23 protein-coding genes are annotated in these 25,352 nt (G+C 38.4%); 18 read left to right on the plus strand and 5 right to left on the minus strand.

Annotated features, from left to right (window positions below; all coding sequences use genetic code 11):
* Nucleotides 1-299 precede the first annotated feature (299 nt).
* Nucleotides 300-1,307: a phytanoyl-CoA dioxygenase family protein gene (locus tag K8089_RS14720; protein ID WP_237604059.1), complete on the plus strand. Its 1,008-nt coding sequence runs from the start codon at nt 300-302 to the stop codon at nt 1,305-1,307.
* A 204-nt stretch (nt 1,308-1,511) separates the two neighbouring features.
* Here the strand turns inward: K8089_RS14720 and K8089_RS14725 are convergent, their stop codons facing one another.
* A complete protein-coding gene (locus K8089_RS14725) occupies nt 1,512-3,284 on the minus strand; it encodes an ABC transporter ATP-binding protein (RefSeq protein WP_237604060.1) in 1,773 nt (590 codons plus the stop codon).
* A gap of 365 nt (nt 3,285-3,649) precedes the next feature.
* Here K8089_RS14725 and K8089_RS14730 point away from each other — a divergent pair, with 365 nt between their 5' ends.
* From K8089_RS14730 to K8089_RS14740, 3 genes are all read left to right on the plus strand, one after another.
* The gene (locus K8089_RS14730) at nt 3,650-4,063 is read left to right on the plus strand and encodes a BLUF domain-containing protein (protein ID WP_237604061.1); all 414 of its coding nucleotides are present in this window, start codon (nt 3,650-3,652) and stop codon (nt 4,061-4,063) included.
* Between the two features lie 321 nt (nt 4,064-4,384).
* Complete coding sequence (locus K8089_RS14735) at nt 4,385-4,906, plus strand: sigma-70 family RNA polymerase sigma factor (protein ID WP_237604062.1); 522 nt, start codon at nt 4,385-4,387, stop codon at nt 4,904-4,906.
* Between the two features lie 51 nt (nt 4,907-4,957).
* On the plus strand, nt 4,958-5,716 hold the full coding sequence (locus K8089_RS14740; RefSeq protein ID WP_237604063.1) for a DUF6503 family protein: 759 nt from the start codon (nt 4,958-4,960) through the stop codon (nt 5,714-5,716).
* 168 nt (nt 5,717-5,884) lie between these two features.
* On the opposite strand, the gene K8089_RS14745 is transcribed toward K8089_RS14740, so the two are convergent.
* On the minus strand, nt 5,885-8,359 hold the full coding sequence (locus tag K8089_RS14745) for a M14 metallopeptidase family protein (RefSeq protein ID WP_237604064.1): 2,475 nt from the start codon (nt 8,357-8,359) through the stop codon (nt 5,885-5,887).
* A 105-nt stretch (nt 8,360-8,464) separates the two neighbouring features.
* Between K8089_RS14745 and bshC the strand changes: the two genes are divergently transcribed.
* Together bshC and K8089_RS14755 are read left to right on the plus strand one after the other, a co-directional pair.
* The gene (gene bshC, locus K8089_RS14750) at nt 8,465-10,060 is read left to right on the plus strand and encodes a bacillithiol biosynthesis cysteine-adding enzyme BshC (RefSeq protein WP_237604065.1); all 1,596 of its coding nucleotides are present in this window, start codon (nt 8,465-8,467) and stop codon (nt 10,058-10,060) included.
* Between the two features lie 65 nt (nt 10,061-10,125).
* On the plus strand, nt 10,126-10,344 hold the full coding sequence (locus tag K8089_RS14755; protein WP_237604066.1) for a hypothetical protein: 219 nt from the start codon (nt 10,126-10,128) through the stop codon (nt 10,342-10,344).
* Nucleotides 10,345-10,484: 140 nt separating this feature from the next.
* Here the strand turns inward: K8089_RS14755 and K8089_RS14760 are convergent, their stop codons facing one another.
* Both K8089_RS14760 and K8089_RS14765 read right to left on the minus strand, forming a co-directional pair.
* A complete protein-coding gene (locus K8089_RS14760; protein ID WP_237604067.1) occupies nt 10,485-10,748 on the minus strand; it encodes a Txe/YoeB family addiction module toxin in 264 nt (87 codons plus the stop codon).
* A 2-nt stretch (nt 10,749-10,750) separates the two neighbouring features.
* Complete coding sequence (locus tag K8089_RS14765) at nt 10,751-10,963, minus strand: DUF2683 family protein (RefSeq protein ID WP_237604068.1); 213 nt, start codon at nt 10,961-10,963, stop codon at nt 10,751-10,753.
* Nucleotides 10,964-11,160: 197 nt separating this feature from the next.
* Between K8089_RS14765 and guaA the strand changes: the two genes are divergently transcribed.
* The 12 genes from guaA to K8089_RS14825 all read left to right on the plus strand — a co-directional run bounded on the left by guaA (nt 11,161) and on the right by K8089_RS14825 (nt 24,922).
* Nucleotides 11,161-12,690, plus strand: a complete 1,530-nt coding sequence (gene guaA, locus K8089_RS14770) for a glutamine-hydrolyzing GMP synthase (protein ID WP_237604069.1) — start codon at nt 11,161-11,163, stop codon at nt 12,688-12,690.
* Nucleotides 12,691-12,738: 48 nt separating this feature from the next.
* Nucleotides 12,739-14,628 carry a LysM peptidoglycan-binding domain-containing protein gene (locus tag K8089_RS14775; RefSeq protein WP_237604070.1) on the plus strand — a complete coding sequence of 630 codons (1,890 nt, stop codon included), beginning with the start codon at nt 12,739-12,741 and terminating at the stop codon, nt 14,626-14,628.
* A complete protein-coding gene (locus K8089_RS14780) occupies nt 14,625-15,029 on the plus strand; it encodes an OsmC family protein (RefSeq protein ID WP_237604071.1) in 405 nt (134 codons plus the stop codon). The genes K8089_RS14775 and K8089_RS14780 overlap by 4 nt, the downstream gene beginning before the upstream one ends.
* Nucleotides 15,030-15,063: 34 nt before the next feature.
* On the plus strand, nt 15,064-15,594 hold the full coding sequence (locus K8089_RS14785) for a DUF922 domain-containing protein (protein WP_237604072.1): 531 nt from the start codon (nt 15,064-15,066) through the stop codon (nt 15,592-15,594).
* Nucleotides 15,560-15,808, plus strand: a complete 249-nt coding sequence (locus K8089_RS14790; RefSeq protein ID WP_237604073.1) for a DUF3820 family protein — start codon at nt 15,560-15,562, stop codon at nt 15,806-15,808. The genes K8089_RS14785 and K8089_RS14790 overlap by 35 nt, the downstream gene beginning before the upstream one ends.
* Nucleotides 15,809-15,856: 48 nt before the next feature.
* Nucleotides 15,857-16,507, plus strand: a complete 651-nt coding sequence (locus tag K8089_RS14795) for a spermidine synthase (RefSeq protein WP_237604074.1) — start codon at nt 15,857-15,859, stop codon at nt 16,505-16,507.
* Nucleotides 16,508-16,618: 111 nt separating this feature from the next.
* Nucleotides 16,619-18,238: a CTP synthase gene (locus K8089_RS14800; protein ID WP_237604075.1), complete on the plus strand. Its 1,620-nt coding sequence runs from the start codon at nt 16,619-16,621 to the stop codon at nt 18,236-18,238.
* A 99-nt stretch (nt 18,239-18,337) separates the two neighbouring features.
* On the plus strand, nt 18,338-20,218 hold the full coding sequence (gene yidC, locus K8089_RS14805) for a membrane protein insertase YidC (RefSeq protein ID WP_237604076.1): 1,881 nt from the start codon (nt 18,338-18,340) through the stop codon (nt 20,216-20,218).
* Between the two features lie 103 nt (nt 20,219-20,321).
* Complete coding sequence (locus K8089_RS14810; RefSeq protein ID WP_237604077.1) at nt 20,322-21,014, plus strand: toxin-antitoxin system YwqK family antitoxin; 693 nt, start codon at nt 20,322-20,324, stop codon at nt 21,012-21,014.
* Between the two features lie 116 nt (nt 21,015-21,130).
* Nucleotides 21,131-22,333, plus strand: coding sequence for a tRNA 2-thiouridine(34) synthase MnmA (gene mnmA, locus K8089_RS14815; RefSeq protein WP_237604078.1), 1,203 nt, complete (start codon nt 21,131-21,133; stop codon nt 22,331-22,333).
* Between the two features lie 10 nt (nt 22,334-22,343).
* Complete coding sequence (locus K8089_RS14820; protein WP_237604079.1) at nt 22,344-23,981, plus strand: S8 family peptidase; 1,638 nt, start codon at nt 22,344-22,346, stop codon at nt 23,979-23,981.
* Nucleotides 23,981-24,922: an NAD(P)H-dependent flavin oxidoreductase gene (locus tag K8089_RS14825; protein WP_237604080.1), complete on the plus strand. Its 942-nt coding sequence runs from the start codon at nt 23,981-23,983 to the stop codon at nt 24,920-24,922. Before K8089_RS14820 ends, K8089_RS14825 begins: the two co-directional genes overlap by 1 nt.
* A 134-nt stretch (nt 24,923-25,056) precedes the next feature.
* Here the strand turns inward: K8089_RS14825 and K8089_RS14830 are convergent.
* Nucleotides 25,057-25,352, minus strand: a 296-nt coding sequence (locus K8089_RS14830) for a T9SS type A sorting domain-containing protein (RefSeq protein ID WP_237604081.1), incomplete at its 5' end; no start/stop codon positions are given.

The raw sequence follows: 25,352 nt of genomic DNA on the forward strand, positions 1-25,352 counted from the left end.
GTACAAGGGCACAAAAAACCTTCAGCCAAACAGACTGAGAAAATTTTGAGCGGAATTCATCAAATCGGACAAGAACTTTCGGAAATAAATTTACTACAAACAAAGTAACAGAACGCGGGAGCACCTGTCACGATAAAGTATAAATACAATAGTGGGAAAGTGCAAAATCCGAAAGAAATTTTATAAATCTTAGGTTTGTTATAAGTAGAAAAGCCGGGGCGTGAATCCCGCTACGCGGTTATATTGGATGTTTTATACTATTTTTAGCGAACGAAATAGACAAGGATAAACACAAAATCATGTTAGACCAGAGAGAAATAAAGATTACAGACAAAGGAAGAATTGGATTGTATTATTTAAAAAAAATATGGCAATATCATCAACAATTAAAAATTAACCCTGCTAAAGCCGAAAAGATAGAATGGACATATATAAACGGTGTTTTTAATGCCTTGGGCATTGGAATCGAGCCTACAATAAAATATTTAATGAACTCCAATGATAGTTTTGATGAGTTTGAAAATTGGATTGTAGAAAATGGCAGAATATCGCGACCAATTATTGAACAATTCAATGCGATTGTTAGCGGTAAATATAGTTGCGAATTACGCGCTGAAGAAAAAGTATTTAGTCAATCAGAACTTGAGCAATGGGAAAAAGACGGATATATTATTTTGAGGAACGCAATTCCAAAAGTAGATTGTGAGAAAACCATCAACCTGATTTATGATACGATTGGTGCAAATAATTCTGACCCAAGCACTTGGTATGCTGATCACCCTCTTAAACAGGGAATTATGATCCAGTTATTCAATTCGCCTATATTAGATCGCAATAGGTTTTCAGAGAGAATCCGACTTGCATATCAACAATTATGGAATAGAAAAGATTTATTGGTAAGTATGGATAGAGTAAGTTTTAATCCGCCAGAGACAAAATTTTATAAATTCCCCGGGCCAAACTTGCATTGGGATGTTAGTTTAAAAAAACCTATTCCTTTTGGTTTACAAGGGCTTTTATACTTGTGCGATACAGATGAAAATCAAGGCGCATTTACAGTAATACCTGGATTTCATAAAAATATTGAAGCATGGTTAAATCAGTTGGGGAAAGATGAAAACCCAAGGGACAATAATTTATTAAACCAGTTCAATAAAAAACCGATTGGTGCGAAAGCCGGCGACTTTATTATTTGGAATCAATGCTTGCCTCACGGAAGTAGTCCTAATACATCAACTAAACCGAGAATTGTTCAATATATCAACTACCAACCATTAGATATGGAGTATCAAACGGAATGGATTTGAAATAAAACAAGTAAAAAATGATATAAAAAGGACTGTAATCATTGTTGTCTCATAAATATTGATTATTTCTGAAACCCCCACCCTATCTTACCGTGGCAGACTTGGATTTTGATGGGGTTCTATTTTCCTACCCATATTGAATGTCTAACGACATACTACTCCGCTGCCATGGACGGCTCCCATGCACTTTTATCTACTTATCCCTTAAATCTTAGCCTGATACGTATATAACTCATAATACCTACCTTCTGCAGCAATTAATTGATCGTGGGTACCGCGTTCTACTATATGGCCGGCTTCAATCACTAAAATTTGGTCTGCTTTTTTGATTGTGCTTAAACGGTGGGCGATAACGATAGTGGTTCGGTCTTTAATTAATTCGGCCAAACTCTTCTGAATTAAGGCTTCACTTTGGGTGTCCAGACTAGAAGTGGCTTCGTCTAAAATTATAATCTTCGGGTTTGCTAAAATGGCTCTTGCAATGGCCAATCGTTGTTTTTGTCCGCCAGAAAGTTTAACACCTCTTTCTCCAATCAAGGTATCTAAACCTTCTTCAAATCTGTCGGTAAATTCGTTTACATAGGCTGCGTTTACCGCATTTAGCAATTCGGCTTCGGTGGCATTGGGTCGTGGAAACATAATGTTTTCGCGAATGGTGCCTTCAAATAAAAATTCATCCTGCAAAACCACTCCTAAATACTTTCGGTAACTATTCAGTTTAACCTGCGATAAGTCTTTATTATCGATAGTTACTTTCCCGAATTGCGGCGTTAAAAAGGTAGCTGAAAGCCCGGCAATAGTAGATTTCCCAGAACCGGAACTACCAACCAAAGCAGTTACGGAGCCCGCCGGAGCATTAAAAGAAATGTTGTGCAAAATCTGTTTGCCTTCTTCGTAATAAAAAGAAACATCGTTGAATTCAATATCGCCTTTAATAGTCTCCAGCTGAATATTTCTATTTTGGTTGTCCTCCTCGGCGGTCATATTCATCAGTTCTTCGGTTCTATCTAAACCTGCCAAAGCTTCGGTTAACTGACTTCCGATATTGCTCATTTGAACAATTGGCGCAATCATAAATCCGAGGATTAGGGTGAAGAATAGGAAGTCTCCAGTAGTCATTTCGCTATTCATCATATAATAACCTCCAATGCCCATAATTCCGGTGGTTGCAATTCCTATTAAAAAGGTGGAGGAGCTGGTCATTAAAGCAGTTGCCGTTAAACTCTTTTTTACGTTTTGATATAATTTTTCTACTCCTTTTTCAAAAACAACATTTTCCTGTTCTTCAGCATTAAAGGCTTTTATTACGCGAACCCCCGCAAGCGTTTCCGTCAACCTGCCCGTAACTTGAGCGTTAATTTTACCGCGGGTTCTAAAAACCGGTCGGATGTACTTAAACGCCTTTAACGCAACAAACCCAAAGATTGACAGAGGCACAAATACAAAAAGCGTCATCCAAGCATTTAGTTTTATTAGAATAATTAACGAAACGATAGCCGTAAAGGAACCGCCCACCAATTGCACTAAACCTGTACCGATTAGGTTTCTAACGCCTTCCACATCGGTCATAATCCTTGAAACCAAGGCGCCAGATTTGGTGTTATCGAAAAAACTAATGGGAAGCGAAAGCACTTTTTTCTGAACTTGAGATCGTAATTCGCTTATTAAATATTGCGCTTGTACGCTTAAAATCCGGGTTAATAAAAACGAGGTTACTGCCTGTACAGTTATGGCGCTAATTACAATAGCAATTAATACATACAATTGGTTTAGGTCTTTATTTGGCACCACTTCATCTAACAAAACCTTACTCTGCCACGGCAAAATCAATCCAGACAGGCTTCTAATTACAATTAAAATCAAGCCGATAAAAACCAAATTCCGTCTCGGCCAAATTATGGTTTTAAAAGCTTGAGCCATGGTTACTTTTGGCTTGGACCTATCTTTGTTATTTGGTGTTTCTTTATAGTGCTGCATATTTTCTTATAAATAATATAACGTTCAAAAATACTGAATAAAGCAGGGTTAATTGGGTAGAGTTGGTTAAAAGAATTTGGCGGTTGAAAAGTAAAAACGATGTTATTTTATAACAGGACTAAAGGGAAACAGGGATCACGACTCAGAAGCAACTTCAGTTTAAGGGATGTAACAAAGGTAGCCGAGTGAAATTTAGGGTAAGACGGAATTTACAACGAGTTACCACAAATTTCCATTTTAACCTGTCTTTATCGAAATGGCTTTTAATTTACGTTTCGTTTTGGTTACACACCCGCAATTGACGAGCCTGGAACAAGTATCAAAAAAAGTTGTATTTTGCTATACAACCAACCAAAAACCACTTTATGAAACGTTTATACACTATTTGTTATGTGAGCAAAGCAGCGGAGAACACAACAATTGACGATATAAAAGATATTTTTAAAGTTACTGAAGAAGCTAATAATGCATCTGGAATAAGTGGAATATTGCTGCATTCTTTCGATAATTTTTTTCAAGTTTTAGAAGGTGATAAAAGAATTGTTGAGCGGTTGTTTGAAGATAAAATAAAGAAGGATACAAGACATCACGATATTTACGAAGTGTTTAATAAAGATATGGAAACACCTATATTTTCAACTTATCTTTCTCAATTTCTAACCATTACTACCTCTGTACAACTAGATGAAATTAGAAAATATCTTAGCGCCAACCGAACGAATTCTACTTCTGACAAATTATCTCGCTTATTAAAACCTTTTATGATATTTGATAATTAGAGGTTTCCTTTTAGTCGCACTTTTCTAAAAATTAACGTAAGCTACAAATTGTAAAATACATAAAGAAGGCAATTTCACTTGCGTCAAAAAAAAAACAATTAAAATGTATCCTTTTTCAAAAATTCCAGTCTACTCTACAAACGTTAAAAACTATACTTATGAATAATTGTAAATGTACCAATTGCGATTGCACCAAGTGTAATTGCAAAGACTGCGCGGCAAATGCCTGTCCCTGTGAACGATGTGAATGCAACAAATGCAGTTGTTGTTAAATTAGCAAAGGTTGGTGTAATTGCCAACCTTTGTTTTTATTTTTGAATAATGGAAACAGAGAAGATTTGGAATGCGTTCAATGAAGAGCTTTATTTTTTCATTTTAAAAAAGGTGAGAAACGAAACCGCAGCCGGCGATATTTTTCAAAATACCTTTTTGAAAATCCATAAAAACTTAGAGCAGATTAAAGATGAAGAAAAGGTAAAGGCGTGGGTGTTTCAAATTGCTCGAAACGAAATTGCCAACTATTTTAAAAGTGAATCGAAATATGTTGCCCCCGTTGCTAAAGAGGAAGTTGTTGTTTTAGAAAAATCAGATGCGCTCTGCTGCTTTGATAAATTTATTAACGATCTGCCAGACATTTATAAAAAAACCGTAGAATTGGTTTATATAGAAGGAAAGAAACAAGATGAGGCAGCACAAATATTGGATGTTAGTCTTGCCAATGTTAAAGCGCGAATTAGGCGCTCAAAAGATATTTTAAAAGAAAAGTTTAGTCTGTGCTGCAAATACGAGTTTGACGAAAACGGGAGTTTGGTTGGTGAGGCTGATTGTTCGAAATGTAATTAGCTTGCGTTTCTATTCTCAACTTCATTTGTATCTTTATAAAAAAAATAAACTATGCGAATCCTCACTTTAATCGGTTTCCTTATAATTTTCATTTCGTGCAAAGAAGATAAAAAAGAACTCACCGCCCAGCAGATTATCGATAAGACTATCGAAAACGCTGGCGGAAGTAAATACGACGTTGCTAAAATACAGTTCACTTTCCGCGATATACAGTACAGCAGCCATAGAAATAAGGGTGCTTTTGAACTTACACGCACCATTACAGATTCGTTAGGCGAAACTCGCGATGTGCTTACCAACAGCGGTTTTGAGCGTTTCGCAAATGGCACTAAACTCACTTTGGCAGATTCTACGGTTAGCAAATATTCAAACTCGTTGAATTCTGTACATTATTTTGTGCAATTGCCTTACGGTCTAAACGATTCTGCCGTAAACAAAGAATTGGTAGGTGAAGCCGAAATTGACGGTAAAGATTATTACGAAGTTCAAGTTACCTTTGCACAAAACGGCGGTGGCGTTGACCACGAAGATGTTTATATGTACTGGATTGCAAAGGATGATTTTACGATAGATTATTTCGCATATAAATTTTATACAGGCAAAGGAGGCATCCGTTTTAGAAAAGCAATCAATCCAAGAATGGTAAACGGGCTACGATTTGTAGATTACGAAAATTACAAGCTAGAGCCTTGGGAATCGGTAGATATGCAAACAGTTGACGAGCTGTTTGAAGCTGGGAAACTCGAGTTGCTTTCAGAAATTATAACGGAAGATGTTACTGTAGTTGTACCGAAACCAAACGCAGAATAGTTTTATTTTTTGAATATAGAAGTTGGATAAAGAAATTAATCTTTGAAATATTGGCTGTTTAACCACGAAGGACACAAAGGAGGCACAAAGATCACAAAGTTTTCTTTGTGCACTCTGTGAAAACCTTTGTGTCCTTTGTAGTTTTATTCGTCTACTTTCAGTAAATGCCTAGAAATTCCCCGTATTAACGAAGAATATTGCATTCGCTAAAAATAGCTTTCCATTTTGCCAAAAGGAGCGAAAGGAAACATCGTCAACCATATAAATTACGCTGCCTTTCCCTTTTTTAGCTTCTGCAAAAACGATGGAGTTTTGTAAGGCTTTTTTAGCTTTTTCACCTGAAAATCCAGAGACACTTTCAGGTTCGTTTATAAAGCCTACGTTATAACCATCGTTTAAAAATTTATAGGAATCGCTGCCAAGCTTCATCGTGTAATAAGTATCATCATAGCCAAATGCCAATGGGTGTGTATTATCTAGGGTTATTTTATAAATGCTTCCTGTAATAAAATTTTTCGTGCTTTCCATTTCGCGATTCGCGTAGGGCACCATATTTCCTAAACTGTCACTTTGTTTTTCGCTTTTTTCAGTTTCGTTCTTTTTAAGTTCGAAACCTTCTTTATCTTCAAAAACTTTTAAAGCATTGCCAATAGCCACCACTTTTCCACCTTTATTAATCCATTCTTCCAAGTTTTTAAAAGCACTTTCATCTAAAATAGATTTATAATTTCCGTTGGGAAGCACCAAGACATCGTAATCGCTCCATTGAATTTTACCAATATCGCTAGTGTTTATAGAGGTTATGGGGTATTTTAACTGAGTTTCAAAAAAGTGCCAAAGTGCACCGTAGCTCAATGAAGAAGTGCCTTCACCTTGCAACATAGCCACTCTTTTATTTTTAATTAAATGCACATACTGCGACCCGAAATCGGTTAATTTATCGGCAAAACTCGTTGGCGAAGCGTACAACTGCCGTCCCATTTTGTTTGCTATTTCGGTAGTTATTTTATCGAAATCTGCGTTGGCTTTATTGTCACTTCGCGTAATAATCAAACTCCCACGACCAAATTGATTGCCGCCAAAGCTGAGTTCATTTTCTGAAAAACGCACTTTTATATCCTGCTGCATTAATGCCGAAAGAAATTCTGCATCTTTTAAACTATTCCATTTTGCAATGTAGCCCGCCGCCGAATGTGATGGCGTATTTGAAACTGTTTTTTTAGGATTGGAAGCATTTGCCGAAACCAAAGTAGTGCTAGCAACAGCTTCCAAACCATACGCATACGGAAGACTCCAAGCGGTAATATCATACGTTATGGGAGTTGATAGCGCGGCATTTGGCTCAAAAAGCACTTGCACCATTTTTCCTTTTGGTTGATTTGTGCTTACCACCAAAGCGCCGTTGGCATCCATTGTCCCCTTTTTATTTTCGGTATAATTAAAACCAGTTGCTTTACCCGAAGTTGCGTAGCCGTACTTTATTTCGTGGCGATCCAGCAAATCGGTTAGTGTTTTTAAATTATCGGGATTACCTTTTAGCACAAAGTTTTTGTATTTTAAATTATCGTTATTAAAAAATTTTCCAAACTCAGCATTCAGTGTTGCCGCCTGTTGTGAAGCCACTTCAATGGTGCTAAGTCCTGTTGTGGTGTGATGTGCTACGCGGTCAACGAGGGTAAGTTCAATGTCTTCGTCGTTTATAATTCCCAAGCCTGCCATTCCGTGGCCAGCTTGTTCGTACGTCATCCCAATGGCGCCCATAAAAAGCGGATAGGTGTCGCCATAACTTGGGTACAGCAAATCGAAGCTCTCGCGAGTAAAGAACAGCCAACCGTTTTCGTCAAAATACTTGGCGTTGTTTTTTCCTATTTTAGTCTGAAATGAACGTTGAAAAGGGGTGATTATATCGTGATAAGGTTCTGCTCCCGGCGCAAAATAATAGGGATTATTTATGAATTGCTCGTGAAAATCTACGTGAATATGTGGCATCCATTGGTTGTAAATTTTTAAGCGCTGTTGGGTTTCCACTTGACTTGCCCACATCCAATCCCGGTTTAAATCGAATAAATAATGGTTCGGACGGCCGGCGGGCCAAGGTTCGTGATGCTCAACGGCATCACGCGATGCATTATAGGGCGTTGCTTTAACTTGATTGTACCAATTAACATACCTATCGCGTCCATCGGGATTTACATTGGGGTCCATAATAATCACGGTATTTTTCAACCAAGCTGAGTGTTCGGTAATTAGTTTATAAATGGTATTCATCGCCGCCTCGCTACTGCTAGCCTCATTGCCGTGAACGTTGTAACTAAGCCAAACGATGGCTTTTTCGGGGGAAGAAGCGCCATCAATAATGCCAATGTTTTTTAAATTATCGGTGCGGATTTTTTCGAGATTTCCTAAGTTTTCTTCCGAAGAAATCACCGCATAAGTGAGTCTGCGGCGTTCGTTGGTTTTTCCGTAGTCGAAAAATTTCACCATTTCACTATTTGCCGAAACGTGCTCAAAGTATGAAACAACATCGGCATGGCGAGAAAATTGGGTGCCAATTTCATAACCTAAAAATTCAGAAGGAGATTTAAGTTGAGCGAAAATAAAGAGGGGAAAAAGGAATACGAAAATGGTTAAATTGCGCGTCATTATAAACTGTTTAAAGAAAGGGTTAAAACTACTAAAGTTTTACATATTCAGGATTCAGGATTCTGAATTATAATGTATTTTTGTTTCAATTGTTTTAAACTTCCTATGGCAACCCACTCCATTTCCTATAAAAAGACCGGTTATTTTTCAAAATTGATCTGCGATTATTTAGATGAAAACCCAAGCCTTTCATCTTTTTACAACAGGTTTCCGAAATTGGAAAACTTTAGAGCGCAATTTGAAGAAAAACGAAGTCAATTATCGTTGGCACAACGCAGGAAATTAGCCAAACGAATTATGTTTCAATACGGCGATAATAATCTTTCGCAAAGCACTTTGAGCAATATAGATTTGTTGTACGAACCGGACACTTTTACGGTAACGACGGGGCATCAGCTTAATCTTTTTACGGGACCGCTATATTTTCTGTACAAGATTTTTTCGACTATTAATCTAACCGAAGCATTAAATAAGGAATATCCGAAGCATTATTTTGTACCCATCTACTGGATGGCCACGGAGGATCACGATTTTGAGGAGATAAACTATTTCAATCTTTTTGGCAGTAAAATTCAATGGAATCGGGATGCTGCTGGAGCCGTGGGAGAACTTTCAACCGAAGGGTTAAACACGGTAAAAGAAATCCTTAAAAAGAAATTAGGTCCCGGAAAAAACGCAGACAAGTTGGTTTCGTATTTTGCACAAGCATATCAAGAAAACACCAATCTTGCGGATGCCACGCGCCATCTTGCCAATTTAATGTTTTGGGAATACGGTTTGGTGATTGTGGATGGCAACGACGCCGAGTTAAAAAAAGAATTTATTCCCTACGCCGAAAAGGAACTGACAGAAAACCTCGGCTTTAAAATGGTTTCGGAAACTACTGAAAAGCTAACGGCTTTGGGTTATCCCGAACAGGTGCATCCGCGGGAAATCAATTTATTTTATTTAACAGAAAACCTGCGCGAACGGATTATTGAAAAGGAAGGAAGGTTTTATGTGAATGAAACCGACATCTTTTTTTCAAAAGAGGAAATATTGAAGGAGCTGCACGAAAAGCCGGAACGGTTTTCGCCCAATGCCCTGCTGCGTCCGCTTTACCAAGAAGTTATTTTGCCCAATCTCTGTTATATTGGCGGTGGTGGCGAGCTGGCATATTGGTTTCAGCTGAAGGATTATTTCAAAAAAGTGGAGGTGCCTTTTCCTGTACTGTTGCTTCGTAATTCGGCGCTTTTAGTTACCAAAACACTTTCAGAAAAACTTAAAAAATTAAATACGGGGATTGAAGAATTATTTCTACCGCAGCACGAACTTATTACGCGGCACACGTATAATATATCTAAAATCGATATTGATTTTTCAAAACAAAAAGAGTTTCTAAAAGAGCAATTTAAAGATTTGTACACTTTAGCCGAGAAAACCGATGCATCTTTTTTGGGAGCGGTTGGGGCGCAGGAAAAGAAACAATTAAACGGATTGGACAATCTAGAAAAACGCCTGTTAAAAGCCCAAAAACGAAAATTTTCGGAAGAACTCGACCGTTTAAAAAACATTCAAAACCAACTTTTTCCGAAGCAGAGTTTACAGGAACGACAGCTTAATTTTTCGGAGTTTTATTTAGAACACGAAGAAGAGTTGCTGGAATTATTGAAAGAAAATTTGGACCCGTTGGATTTCAATTTTATGGTTTTGGAATTGTAATGATAAACCAAACTGGGTTTTAGCTCAATAAATTTTATTCCTTAACTTTGATTAAAGCTCGAACAATGGATATTAAAACTTCAAAAATAGAACTGGTAAAAATGATTCTCAATATTGAGAACACTACATTTATTCAAAGAGTAATTGATTTTATAAATAATGAAAAGGCAGATTTCTGGAATGAACTGAGTGTCGAGGAACAGACAGAGATAAAAAGAGGGATAGCGCAGTTAAACCAAGGCAAAAGAAAGTCTTATAAAGAAGTTTTAGACAAGATTTCGTGATGGATGCCTACTTTTTCGATAATGCCGAAACTAAATAATAAAAAATTAAATCTATCACTTTCTTCGACACTCGACAGAATCCAAAGAAACTAAGAAAGCAATTGAAGTAACAACTTTTCTCAACTATTTTTCCAATATATTCAATAATGTCCTTTTAAGGATAGAACAATAATTCTATTTTCCTTCACTTCATACACTAATCTATGTTCCTTATTAATTCTGCGGCTCCAACATCCTGAAAGATTATATTTTAATGGCTCCGGTTTACCAAGACCTTCAAAAGGATGATCTATCGCATCATTTAAAAGTTGAAAAATTTTTTGGAGTATTTTTAAATTGCCTGATTTTTTGTGAAAAGCGATATCTTCTTTGGCCTGTTCCGTAAAATCGAGAACATATTTCATTGTTAAGGCTTTAAATATTTCTCTAAATCTTCTTGAGCCACGGTTGTATAATTATTTTCTTTATACTGTTTTTGACTCTTTTTAATTTTTTCAACAAAATCAGGGTTGTATGGACTATCTTCGTCTCCAGTTTCAAAAGCAACTTTAAGTTCTTTCAAATATTCTGTTATTTTTTTCATTTTATCGCTTTCAGCATGGACGATGATTGTCTTCATAATTACTAGTTTTTTATGAATAAATATACGAATTTAATCCAAACCAAATAGGTTTTTAAAAGACCTGTTAGGTTTAATCGGCAGTCTAATTTCAAAAATATTCGTGTATTAGTGGCAAAAAACATCACTGTTGAAAAGCCTTTAAAAAATTCCGCACAACCCATTTACCAACTTATATATTTAAAGTATTTTTGCCTATGCAAAATAACGTCCTCATTTTAGATTTTGGTTCGCAGTACACCCAATTAATCGCAAGACGCGTGCGGGAACTGAACATTTACTGCGAAATACACCCTTACCACAACATACCTGAAAGCCTTGACCCGTTTAAGGCTGTAATACTTTCGGGCAGTCCGTTTTCTGTTCGCGGGGAAGATGCACCACATCCAGATTTGTCGCAAATTCGCGGTAAAAAACCTCTTTTAGCGGTTTGTTACGGTGCCCAGTATTTAGCGCATTTTAGCGGTGGCAGTGTGGAACCGTCAAACATTCGCGAATACGGAAGAGCAAAACTTTCCATGATTAAAGCTGGCGAAGTTTTCTTTAAAGACATTCCCGAAAACACCAATGTTTGGATGAGCCATAGCGATACAATTGCCGAGCTTCCAAAAAACGGTGTGCGATTGGCGAGCACTGTTGATGTGCTAAATGCGGCTTATAGAATTGAAGGGGAAGAAACCTACGCAATTCAATTTCACCCAGAAGTTTATCACACAACCCACGGAAAGCAACTGCTAGAAAATTTCTTGGTAAACATAGCCGAAGTACCACAAACGTGGACTCCCGCAGCTTTTGTTGACACCACAGTTGCAACTTTAAAGGAGCAAATAGGCGATGGTAAAGTGGTACTTGGTTTAAGCGGCGGTGTAGATTCAACTGTAGCTGCAATTCTTTTGAATAAAGCTATCGGCGGAAACCTGTATTGTATTTTTGTAAACAACGGTTTGCTTCGAAAAAATGAATTTGAAAGCGTTCTTCATCAGTATAAAGATATGGGGCTGAACGTTAAAGGCGTTGATGCTTCCGAACGTTTTCTGGAAGCTTTGAGAAACGAAAGCGATCCCGAAAGAAAACGCAAAGCCATTGGCAACGCATTTATAGAAGTTTTTGATGATGAAGCGCATCAGCTAACTGGAGTAGATTGGTTGGGACAAGGCACAATATATCCCGATGTTATTGAAAGCGTTTCGGTAAACGGGCCTTCGGTTACTATAAAAAGTCACCACAATGTTGGCGGGTTGCCAGATTTTATGAAGCTGAAAGTAGTAGAGCCTTTGCGAATGCTCTTTAAAGATGAAGTACGCCGTGTAGGAAAAGAAATGGGCATTGATGCAGAACTTTTGGGGAGACATCCCTTTCCCGGCCCTGGTTTGGCAATCAGAATTCTGGGCGATATTACTGCAGAAAAAGTTCGTATATTACAAGAGGTTGACGCTATTTTTATCAACGGACTTAAAAAGTGGGATCTTTACGACCAAGTGTGGCAAGCGGGAGCAATTCTTTTGCCAGTAAACAGTGTGGGCGTAATGGGCGATGAGCGCACTTACGAAAAAGTAGTCGCGCTTAGGGCCGTACAATCTACCGATGGAATGACTGCAGATTGGGTAAACCTGCCCTACGAATTTCTGCAGGAAGTGAGCAACCATATAATAAATCGCGTTAAAGGCGTTAATAGAGTAGTCTACGACATTAGCTCTAAACCGCCCGCAACCATTGAGTGGGAATAACTAAAACTCGAGACTATGTTTGGCAAATTTAAAAAATTGATTATCCCTATGTTGAAGTGTTTAATATACGTTTCGGTAACCCTGTTATTTATGATTAGCTGCGGCTCCGCAGCCCAGCAACAGTACAAAAGTCACGCTGTTCAAAAAGGCGAAACGGTGTATAGCATTGCTAAGGAATACAACATTTCTGAAGAAACCATTTACAATCTCAATCCAGATTCCAGAAATGAATTAAAGGTGAATAGCGTGCTTATTATACCTTCAAACAGCGTAATTAGTTCGGGGACCAACAAAAATAATTACCGCGATCACAAGGTAAAAAGAAAGGAAACGCTATACGGAATTGCCCAGCAATACAACGTTAGTGTTGACGATATTAAAAGACTGAATAAGGAATTGTATTCTCGAGGTTTAAAAAAAGGTGAACGCTTGTTGATACCCGCTGCTTCTAAAACCTCTGGAACTATTTCTGAAACTTTGCCCGGAACGCAGAAATATACAGTAAAGGCAAAAGAAACAAAGTTTGGAATTGCCAGAAAATTTGGAATAAGCATAGCTGAGCTTGAAGATTTAAATCCAGATTTAGGTGAAGGATTAAAGATGGGTTCAACCATAATCGTGCCCGAGGAATCGGTAATGGAAAACGCTGAAATAGACGAAGAAAATTTTCAGTATTACGAAGTAAACCCTAAGGAAGGGTTTTATAGATTGAAAGTAAAATTCGGGCTTTCTGAAGAAGAAATCATCGCGCTAAACCCATATGCTAAAGAGGGATTAAAAGAAGGGATGATTTTAAAATTACCCAAAGAGAAAACCGAGATTTCGGAAGATGCTATTTCAGAAATAAATCTCGAAAATCGTATTAAAAACAAGAGAATGAAAACGGTGGCTTTAATGTTGCCGTTCCGTTTAATGAGCAATGCAAACGATTCAACCAGTAACGACACCGATTTACTTAAAAAAGACCCAACCCTTCGCGTGGCTTTAGATTTTTATAGCGGGGCACTAATGGCTGCAGAATTTGCCAAAGATAATGGCATATCGGTAACGCTAAACGTTTACGACACCGAAAAGAGTGAAAGTAAAGTTGCGTCAATTATTGCAAGTAGCAATTTCAAAAACGCAGATGCTGTGATTGGGCCACTACTTCAAAAAAATGTTGAAAAAGCCTCTGATATGTTGAAAGATGAAAAGATTCCGGTCTTTTCACCTTTAAGCAACCGCGAGATGTCTATGAACGCTAACCTTTTTCAAACATTGCCTACAAATGCCATTCTTGAAAAAACGATGATTCAATATTTAAAGGAACACAGTTCGGGAAAAAACATCATTATAATTTCCGATTCAAAACGCGCAGCACAAAGAGATATGATTAAAGCTGCCATCCCGTCGGCCAAAACTGTAAGTCCGCGTAGTGGTGGTTACGTTCAAACTGGCGATATTACAGCAGCTGCTATCGACGGCATAGAGAATTGGGTTATTCTTGAATCGCAAAACCCTGTTTTAATTAGCAGTGCAGTAAACGCAGCAGCAGCAATGGCGGGAAGTTATAAAACTCGTTTGTTTACATTAGATAGAAACGACGCCTTTGAATGGCACGAAGTATCAAGCACACGTTTGGCAAAATTAAATTTCACATTCCCCTCTGTAAATAAAAGTATTGTTGAAACCGATCGCAACCCGTTTTTTATAAGCTATAAAAATAAATATGGTGTTTACCCCAACAGATATGCCATTCGCGGTTTTGATGTAACATACGATGTGCTATTGCGTTTGGCTTCAGACAACGATATTTACGACGCTGTTTATCCTGAAAATGTAACGGCGTATATTGAAAATAAATTTCGATACGAGCAATCAAAAAATCGAGGTTACCACAACGAAGCGGCGTATATTTTAAAATACAATAACGAACTTAAATTTGAAATAGTAGAATGAGCACCTCCAAAGTAACTTATTTGGGCAACCTCCGTACTGAAAACGAACATTTAAAATCGGGCAATAAATTTATCACCGACGCCCCAACGGATAACAACGGAAAGGGAGAAGCTTTTTCGCCAACAGATACCGTGGCCACGGGACTAGCAAATTGCATGATTACGGTTATGGGGATTAAAGCTCGCGATATGCAGGTGAACATGGATGGCACCACCGCAATGGTTACAAAAACTATGGCTGCAGGTCCGCGCCGTATTTCAAAAATAGAAGTTGTTTTAAACCTCCCATCGGGAATTGATGAGAAGTCGCGTAAAATCCTTGAAAACACTGGAAGAACCTGTCCGGTTATGCAGAGTCTGAACCCCGATATTGAAAAGGACATTACCTTTAATTGGGGGTAAACTTCCCTCTTGAGAGGGGAATTAATTTGTTATAATGAACCTATTTCTCGCATATATATTTCTCTTTCTTTCAATGCCTCAGCATAGTACGGAGAAACTTTTTTGGAAGGAAAACGAAAAATTAAGTTGGGAAGATTTTCGCGGAAAACCTATTCCCAGCGCTAATTTTGTGGCGAGCACAAACACGGGGATTAGTTTTGAATATTCCTACACAATTAAAAATAATGACGTGCAGGTGAAGTATTCGGTTGCAAGTTTCTTCACGCCTCAAGGATCTTGGTATATTCCCGACCGGGTGAATCTTCATATTTTAAAACACGAACAAGCGCATTTTGACATTTCAGAATTACATGCGCGCATACTTCGGAAAAATTTAGCGGGAAGGAAGTTTTCAAAAAAAATAAAGTCGGAAATTGAAAGCATTTACAAGCAGGTAGAGCAAAAGCGGCGCGCGATGCAAACTAAATTTGACGCGGAAACCGACCATTCCCGAAATGACAAGAAGGAAGCATTTTGGCAAAAACACATCGATGAACAACTTCAAAGATATGAATCTTGGAAATAAACCAAACCCAAACCACTTGGTAGAATTAGCCAATTACAAAATGCCTTTCGGAAAATACGAAGGTTATTATTTGGCGAATATTCCCGAGTATTATTTTGTGTGGTTTAAACAGAAAGGATTCCCTGAAGGAAAACTGGGACGCATGATGGCCGAAATGTACGAGTTGAAATTAAACGGGCTTGAAGGCTTGCTTAAAAAACTTATAAAGAAATAATGCTTCGGCTCCGCTCAGCAACCGATGGGAGCTGTAATATAATAAATTTTGAAAAAAATTCTTAGTTATATCTGGCCCACAACGCGACGTTTTTCTTCGGAAATAAATGGCACTTTGGAAGTTACCTTCGTTAACGGCAAAAAGGTTTTAGACACCGAAAATGCTAACTATTCCTACGGTTCACTTCAAAAGATTTTAGAATTTGGCATCTTAAAAGTAGATTTAAAAAAGGTTGATAATTTGCTGCTCTTAGGTATGGGTGGCGGCAGTGTTATAAAATCGCTCCGGGAAAAGTTTGAATATCACAAAAATATTGTCGCCGTTGAAATTGATCCGCAAATAATAAATCTTGCTCAAGAGGAATTTGGAGTTTCCGCTTCCGAAAATCTTCAAATTATTGAAGGTGATGCGTTTCAATTCGCAAAAACTTCCAAGGAAAAGTTTCAACTTATCATTATTGATCTTTTTATCGACACCAACGTCCCTCCTATTTTTTATGGTGTAGAATTCTGTAAAAATGTATCGAAATTACTTCAAAAAGGCGGCTATTTAATTTTTAATGTTGGGGTTAATCTCAATAAAAACTCAGGAATTATAAAAACAATTTCAGAAAATTTCGGCTACGACTTTGCGTTTCAAAATTTTGAAAAAGTGAATGGCACCAATACATTACTCATCGCGAAAAACCGCCATTTTTAATTTATTGCAAAAGCTTCGAGCGGCTGTTAACAATTAACTAATATCGCTTCTGTCTTTCCACAATAAAAATGTACCTTTGCATCCCGTATAGACATTTCAGCACAGGCACTCATGAGCACTACAAAATACATCTTCGTTACGGGCGGGGTTTCATCATCATTAGGGAAAGGAATTATAGCGGCGTCGCTGGCTAAGCTACTGCAAGCCAGAGGGTATCGCGTTACCATTCAAAAATTAGATCCTTATATAAATGTTGATCCAGGAACCTTAAATCCGTATGAACATGGCGAATGCTACGTTACCGATGATGGCGCTGAAACCGACTTAGATTTAGGTCACTACGAGCGTTTTTTGAATGTAAATACCAGCCAAGCAAATAACGTAACCACTGGCCGCATTTACCAAAGCGTAATTCAAAAAGAACGTCGCGGCGAATTTTTAGGAAAAACAGTACAAGTAATTCCACACATTACCAACGAAATAAAAGAACGCGTACAGCTGCTAGGAAACACGGGCGAGTACGATATAATCATTACCGAAATTGGCGGTACTGTGGGCGATATTGAATCGTTGCCATACATTGAAGCCGTGCGCCAAATGAAGTGGGAAATGGGCGACGACAATGCTTTGGTTATTCACTTAACGCTAGTGCCTTATCTTTCTGCCGCCGGGGAACTGAAAACTAAACCCACCCAACATTCGGTAAAAACTTTGATGGAAAGTGGAATTAGAGCAGACATTTTGGTATGCAGAACGGAGCACGAACTGTCGGAAGATTTACGAAGAAAATTGGCACTTTTTTGCAACGTAAAAGAAGAAGCTGTAATTCAATCTATTGATGCTTCTACCATTTACGACGTCCCGAATATGATGCTCGATGAAGGCTTAGACACAGTAACGCTTCAGAAATTAAATTTAAAGAATTCAAAAAAACCAGATTTAAAACAGTGGAATAAATTTCTGGAAAGACACAAAAACCCGAAAGGCGAAGTTGTAATTGGGCTAATTGGGAAATATGTAGAATTGCAAGATAGCTACAAATCTATTTTGGAAGCGTTTATTCATGCTGGTGCAGAAAACGAAGTAAAGGTAAAGTTAGAATTTATTCATTCGGAACATATAAACGCGAAAACCATTGGCAAGAAATTATCTAAGCTGGACGGCATTTTAGTTGCTCCCGGATTTGGAGAACGCGGAATTGAAGGGAAAGTTGCAGCAGTGCAATACGCTCGCGAAAACAATTTACCGTTCTTGGGAATCTGTTTGGGAATGCAAATGGCGGTAATTGAATTTGCTCGAAACGTTTTAAAGCTGAAAGACGCCAATAGCACCGAAATGGATTCGCAAACCAAAGACCCTGTAATTAGTATTATGGAGGATCAAAAAAACATTACCGATATGGGGGGCACTATGCGTTTGGGCGCGTGGAAATGCGATTTAAAAAAGGGAAGTATTGCCAGCAAGGTTTACAAAACCGATACTATTGAAGAGCGTCACCGCCACAGATATGAGTTTAACGATAAATACCGTGAGCAATTTGAGGCTGCGGGGCTTGTTGCTACAGGAATAAACCCCAATACTGGTTTGGTTGAAATTATTGAAATACCCAGTCATTCGTGGTTTGTTGGCGTGCAGTATCACCCCGAATATAAAAGTACGGTTGCCAATCCGCACCCACTTTTTGTGGCATTTGTAAAAGCGGTTCACGACCATTCTCTAGCAAAGAAATAAGACAATTTGACGCAATACTAAAATAGGCGAGATTATTGACCTGCCATATTAAATTAACGATAATACACTTTTGAAATATTTCAAAAGAAGAAACAAAAGATGGAACAAAAAAAATTCGACTTAAACTCACTTGTAGGCTTTTTATTAATTGGTGGTATCCTAATCTGGATGTTATATTTAAACAAACCCACCGAAGAAGAACTTCAAGCTGAAAAAGCCAGAACAGAAGCCGCTGCCAAACAAAATGCCGATGCACAGCAATCTGCCGAAGACATTAGCTTGAGCGATGCTACCAACGTAACCGCGCAGGCTGTTAAACCCAGCGATTCATTGGCATTTGAACAATTAAAAAACAAATTAGGTTCCTTTGCATATTCCGGAACGCTACCCTCGGCAACCGATGCTATTACCATTCTTGAAAACGATGTGCTTTATTTAGAAATAAGCAATAAAGGCGGGTATATTGCTGAAGCATTGTTGAAAAATTTCACCAAATACGATTCGGTTCCCGTTTACCTTATTAAGGATGGCAATGCTTCTTTAAATCTTCAATTTTCTGCGGAAAACAGAACCTTAAACACGGAAGATTTATTTTTTGAACCTACTTTGAGTAAAAATGGCGAAGACCAAGTACTCTCTATGAAGCTTAAAACTTCAGACAATGGGTTTATTGAATACCGCTATACACTTCACCCAGGCGAATATATGCTAGAATTCAGCATCAATAGTCAAGGTTTAGATGGTATTATCAATACGTCGCAACCCATGTATTTAGATTGGAATTTGAAGGGATATCGCCACGCGAAAAGCATTTCGTACGAAAACCGTTATTCGCGTTTAACCTATGAATACGATGGCGAAAAACATTCAAAGCTCTCCCCTACTGGCAAAGATGACGAATTGGAAAAAGATGTTACTTGGATGAACTTCCGCCAGCATTTCTTCAGTTCTATGTTGCTTACAGATACACCGTTTAAAGAGGTAAAACTTACTTCGGTAGATTTGGTTAAAGATGAAGAAATAGATACGGTTTTTACAAAACAATACGGAGCAAAAATGCTTTTAGAGCCCAAGAATGGTGCTTTAGCGCAAAATATGAATATGTATATTGGCCCGTCTGATTATCAGATTTTCAAAAAATACGACCGTAATCTCGATGAGGCCATGCCGCTTGGTTGGGGAATATTTGGAGTGATAAACAAGTATATTATTATTCCTGTTTTTGGCTTTTTAACCGACTTTTTACCAGCGGGAATTGCCATTATTGTTTTAACCATTTTAATAAAACTTTTGCTCTCACCGGTTCAGTACAAGCAATATTTGGCACAAGCGAAAATGAAGGTTTTAAAGCCCGAAATGGACGAGATTAAAGCAAAGTATAAAGACAACAAGCTGAAAATTCAGCAGGAAACTATGAAGCTTCAAAACTCTGCTGGGGCGAGTCCGTTAAAGGGATGTTTGCCAGCATTGCTTCAAATTCCTGTGTTTTATGCGCTCTTTACATTTTTCCCCTCGGCGTTTGATTTGCGACAGAAAAGCTTCCTTTGGGCGGACGATCTTTCCAGCTACGACACTATTGCCGAATTGCCATTCCACATTCCGTTTTACGGAGACCACGTAAGTTTATTTCCTATTTTGGCTTCCATTGCCATCTTTGTATATATGATGATGACCATGGGGCAAAACATGCAACAACAACAGCAACCGGGAATGCCAAATATGAAATTCCTTATGTACCTATCGCCGTTGTTTATGTTGGTATTCTTTAACAACTATGCGAGTGGACTTTCATTGTACTATTTTATTTCAAACTTGATTACCATTGGAATTATGCTTGTAATAAAGAACTTCATTATAGATGAAGAAAAAATTCACGCTAAAATTCAAGTGAAAAAAGCCACTCCAAAAAAACAAAACAAATTTCAGCGAAAAATGGCCGAAATGATGGAACAGGCGGAACAACAGAAAAAAGGAAAATAAGCCCCTTTATATTTTAACGCTTGAAGGGTTTAAAAGGCTCTTCAAACGTTGTTTAAAATAGAATTTAAATTTCTGCGTTAGCCTTATTGGTAAACAATACACAATGAAAAAATCAGCTTTTATTCTTTTCTTCGGAATCGCTTTCTGCGCTATTGATGTTTATTCACAAAGTGAAATAAACCAAATGGATGCGCAGGGAAAGCGTCATGGCGTGTGGAAAAAAACATATGAAGGTACTGATCAGCTTCGTTACGAAGGCACTTTTGAGCACGGGAAAGAAGTAGGCGAATTTAAATTTTATTGCGAAGCGTGTAAAGACAAACCCACGGTAATTAAAGACTTCACAGGGAAAGACGATATTGCTCGCGTTAAATATTTCACTATTAAAGGAAAGCTTGTAAGCGAAGGCTCAATGCAAGGAAAAGACCGCATTGGCGAATGGGTATATTATCACGAAAAGTCGGAAAATGTGATGACGCGCGAGCAATATACCAATGGGAAGTTAGACGGCAAAGTGATTACCTACTACCCCAACGGAAATATTACCGAAGAAACCACGTATAAAAACGGTATAAAGGATGGTCCAGATAATTACTACTCTCCGGCGGGCGTGTTGTTGAAAAAATTACTGTACACCAATGGCCAGCTACAAGGCCCCGCCAGCTATTACGATGCCGCAGGGAATGTAATAATTGAGGGTTTTTATAAAAATGACAAAAAGCACGGGCTTTGGAAATATTACAAAAATGGGGAAGTTATTCTGGAGGAAACCTATCCGAAAGACCCTAAAAAGTAAACCCTTCGGTAAGGTTGCGAGCACACTGGCGACTGTTATAATCTAAAAGTATTTTTTATCTTTGCACCTTCGTGATTTAAAGCCGTTTAGGGCAAATAATTACACATTAAATTGTTATGAAAAAACGAGTAGTTGTAGGACTTAGCGGAGGCGTTGACTCCAGTGTTGCAGCCTATCTTTTAAAAGAACAGGGCTATGACGTTATTGGTCTTTTTATGAAAAATTGGCACGATGATACTGTTACCATTTCAGACGAATGTCCGTGGTTGGAAGACAGTAACGACGCCATGCTCGTAGCCGAAAAACTGGGCATTCCCTTCCAAACCGTAGATTTAAGCGAAGAATACAAAGAACGTATTGTAGATTATATGTTTCGCGAATACAAAATGGGACGCACCCCAAACCCCGATGTGCTCTGCAATCGCGAAATAAAATTTGACGTTTTTATGAAAATAGCTCTCAGTTTGGGGGCCGATTTTGTAGCAACTGGGCATTATTGTCGTACTTCGACTTCGCTCAGTGTCCGCGATGGCAATGACAGAAAAATATATCATTTATTAACTGGGAAAGATCCAAACAAAGATCAATCGTATTTTCTGTGTCAACTTTCGCAGGAGCAGCTTTCAAAAACCCTCTTCCCCATTGGTGAATTATTAAAATCTGAAGTGCGAAAAATTGCTTCGGAGCAAGGGTTAATTACTGCCGAAAAACGCGATTCGCAAGGTTTGTGTTTTATCGGAAAAGTGAGGTTGCCTGAATTTCTTCAGCAAAAATTAGCACCTAAAGATGGTGCAATCGTTGAAGTGCCTGCGAGTTTTTCAGAATATAAAATGAAGGCTCCTATTTTTTCTTCCGAAGTAGAAAAACTGGAATACCTTTCTGCAAAACACACTTATTCAATAAATGACGGGAAGCAAGTTGGGGTGCATCACGGTGCGCACTATTTTACCAAAGGGCAACGCAAGGGTTTGGCTGTAGGGGGAACAAAAGAACCATTGTTTGTAATTGAAACCGATGTAGATGAAAATGTAATTTATACAGGACAAGGCAAAAGTCATCCAGGTCTTTACAGACGTGGACTTTTTGTAAAAAACGATGAAATCCACTGGGTTCGCGAAGACTTAAAACTTGCCGAAGACGAGAAAATGGAAGTTGTAGCGCGAATCCGTTACAGACAGCCGTTAGAAAAAGCTACATTACATCGCACAGTTTCCGGACTTTATATTATATTTGAAAACCCGCAATCTGCTATAACTGAAGGGCAATTTGTTGCTTGGTATAAAGGTGCTGAGTTATTGGGAAGCGGAGTAATTTCTTAAAAAAAATCCTATGATGAAAAAATTATCCCTATTACTTTTTGTTTTTGTTACCACCCTAAGTTTTGCTCAAATAGAAGATGCGTTAGTATTTTTGGAAGCAAAAGATCCTGCCGTTGTTTCTGCGGCTTTAGCCAATCCAATTACAATTTTATCCCAAGCGGCTCTCGATAGAAAGAACGCTCAAGGCACTCCAATTGACGACCGCGACGTTCCATTAAACGAAACTCAAAAAGCCGAAATTAATGCTGCAACAGGAATTACCGTTCTTGCAAAATCTAAATGGTTAAATGCTGTGTATGTACGCGGCACGGAAACCAATATCAACAATCTTTTAAACCTCCCTTTTGTTGAAGAAATAGAATTTGCCGATAAAAGTTTAAACCGGCCTGCCGGCGGAAAACAATTTACAAACGATAAGTTTGAAGTTGAAAACGAATCGCAATCAAGAATTGTGTATAACTACGGAACTGCGAGAAACCAAACTGAAATGATTGCCGTAGATTATCTTCACGAAAACGATTTTATTGGGCAAGATATTTTGGTAGCGTTTATGGATAATGGATACCCAGGGGTTTTAACAAATCCGGCTTATGCTACACTTAGAAGTGAAGGCAGATTATTAGGATATTATGATTTTGCCGCCCGCGTGGACAATCCGAATGGAAACGGAAGTCACGGTGCCAGTACTTTTAGCGATGCTGCGGGGTTTTTAGACGGACAATTTGTGGGCACTGCACCGGGTGCTTCATATTATTTATACATTACTGAAGACAGTGACGAATCGCCGGCTGAAGAAGCGTATTGGGTTGAAGCTTTAGAACGCGCAGATAGTTTAGGCGTATATGTAACAAATACTTCATTAGGGTATCAAGATTTTGACAATCCAACTTTCGATCATACCTACGAAGACTTGGACGGGCAGACTACTATTGCCGCAAGAGGTGCAAATGCCGGTTTTGACAAAGGAATGATAAATGTAACTTCTGCCGGAAATGACGGAAGACCGGGCGATTTTGGATATGTGGCTACTCCGGGCGATGCGCCGGGTAGTTTTACTATTGGCTCAGTAACCAGTGCTGGTGATCCTTCAGGTTTTAGTTCGTACGGACCCACTGTTGATGGCCGCATTAAACCAGATGTAGTAGCTCAAGGTTCAAGTGCTGCTGTAATTGATCGATACGGAAATGTTACAACTTCAAGTGGAACGTCATTCAGTTCGCCAATTACGGCTGGTGCAGTTGCTTCACTATGGAGCGCGGTTCCACATTTAAACAATGAGCTAGTGACGCAAGCTATTCGTGAGTCTGCAAGTAGATATACCAATCCAACAGACAAGCTAGGTTACGGTATTCCAAATTTTGGCGATGCTTTAGATGCGCTGCTTTTATTGAGTGTTGAAGAACAATTACAAGATACACAGTTTGCTCTTTATCCAAACCCTGTGAGTACGCAAATAAATATTTCATTCCCAAAAAATTCGGATAGTGCTGAATTTGCACTTTACAATATTTTAGGTGAAAAAATACTTCAGACAAATATTACTACTTTAAGAAATAGTGTTGATGTTTCTGGGCTTTCTTCTGGAATGTACATTGCTTCAATCACTTCAAATAACAAAACAACGAGCTATAAAATTATTAAGAAGTAGTGGAGAATCGAATTACCAAGCTTTTTAATATAAAATACCCTATAATTCAAGCCGGAATGATTTGGAACAGCGGTTGGCGACTTGCCTCCGCTGCCTCGAATGCTGGAGGGTTGGGACTTTTGGGCGCGGGGTCTATGTATCCTGAAGTACTTCGGGAGCATATTCTGAAATGTAAAAAAGCGACCGATAAACCTTTTGGCGTAAATGTGCCGATGCTCTATCCAGATATCGAAAAAATAATAGATATTATAATTGAAGAAGGGGTAAAAATAGTATTTACCTCTGCGGGAAATCCAAAAACATATACTTCAAAATTAAAGGAAAACGGAATTACGGTTGTTCACGTTGTGAGCAGCGTAAAGTTTGCATTGAAGGCGCAGGAAGCTGGTGTAGATGCTATAGTTGCCGAAGGTTTTGAAGCGGGCGGACACAACGGTCGCGAGGAAACCACAACTTTTACATTAATACCAATGGTGAAGGAACATTTAAGGGTTCCTTTAATTGCCGCAGGTGGAATTGCCACTGGTCGCGGGATGCTGGCAGCTATGGTTTTGGGTGCAGACGGAGTGCAAGTTGGAAGCCGTTTTGTTGCGTCGGAAGAAGCTTCATCGCACCGTGCATTTAAAGAAATGGTTGTTGAAGCAAAAGAAGGCGATACGCAGCTAACTTTAAAAGAATTGGCGCCCGTTAGGATGTTGAAAAATAAATTCTTCGAAAGTGTAATACAACTATACACCACCAATCCAACCAAAGAGGATCTCATAAAACATTTGGGGCGTGCCCGTGCCAAACGCGGCATGTTTGAAGGAGATTTGGAAGAAGGAGAATTGGAAATTGGCCAAATTGCCGGCCTTATTCACGATATAAAACCAGCTGCAGAAATTTTAGAAGATATGATTTCAGAGTTTGAAATTGCCAAAAAAGAAGTTTCAAAACTTTAAGCTTTATACGAAATATCTTTTTTTATTGAAATTTAACAACACAGTTGTCCCTTTCAAGTAAAATCTTACAAAATAAAAAGAATCGCCCGAGGACTTTCTCGGGCGATTTCAATTTTTAATTAAAGCTCACAAAACTATTCCTTTAAAAGTCGTTTTGTTATCTCACCCTTGGCGCCTTTAATCTTAACATAATAAGAAGCAGCGGCAAGTTGGTCTATGTTTAGGGTTTTTACATTGCCCATTCCACGAAGATCTTCGGTCTGTACCAGTCTTCCTCTTAGGTCATAAATCTCCAACCTTTCCAATTCTAAATGCTGCGGATTGCTGATGTTTAGAATGTTTTTGGCTGGTACTGGATACATTTTTATGCTGCCAAGGTTTTGGTGGTTATCGCCAACGCCTAATTCAGTTTCAACAATTAGCTCAAAGT

The sequence above is a fragment of the Aequorivita vitellina genome (assembly GCF_022008365.1).
Classification (GTDB): Bacteria; Bacteroidota; Bacteroidia; order Flavobacteriales; family Flavobacteriaceae; genus Aequorivita; species Aequorivita vitellina.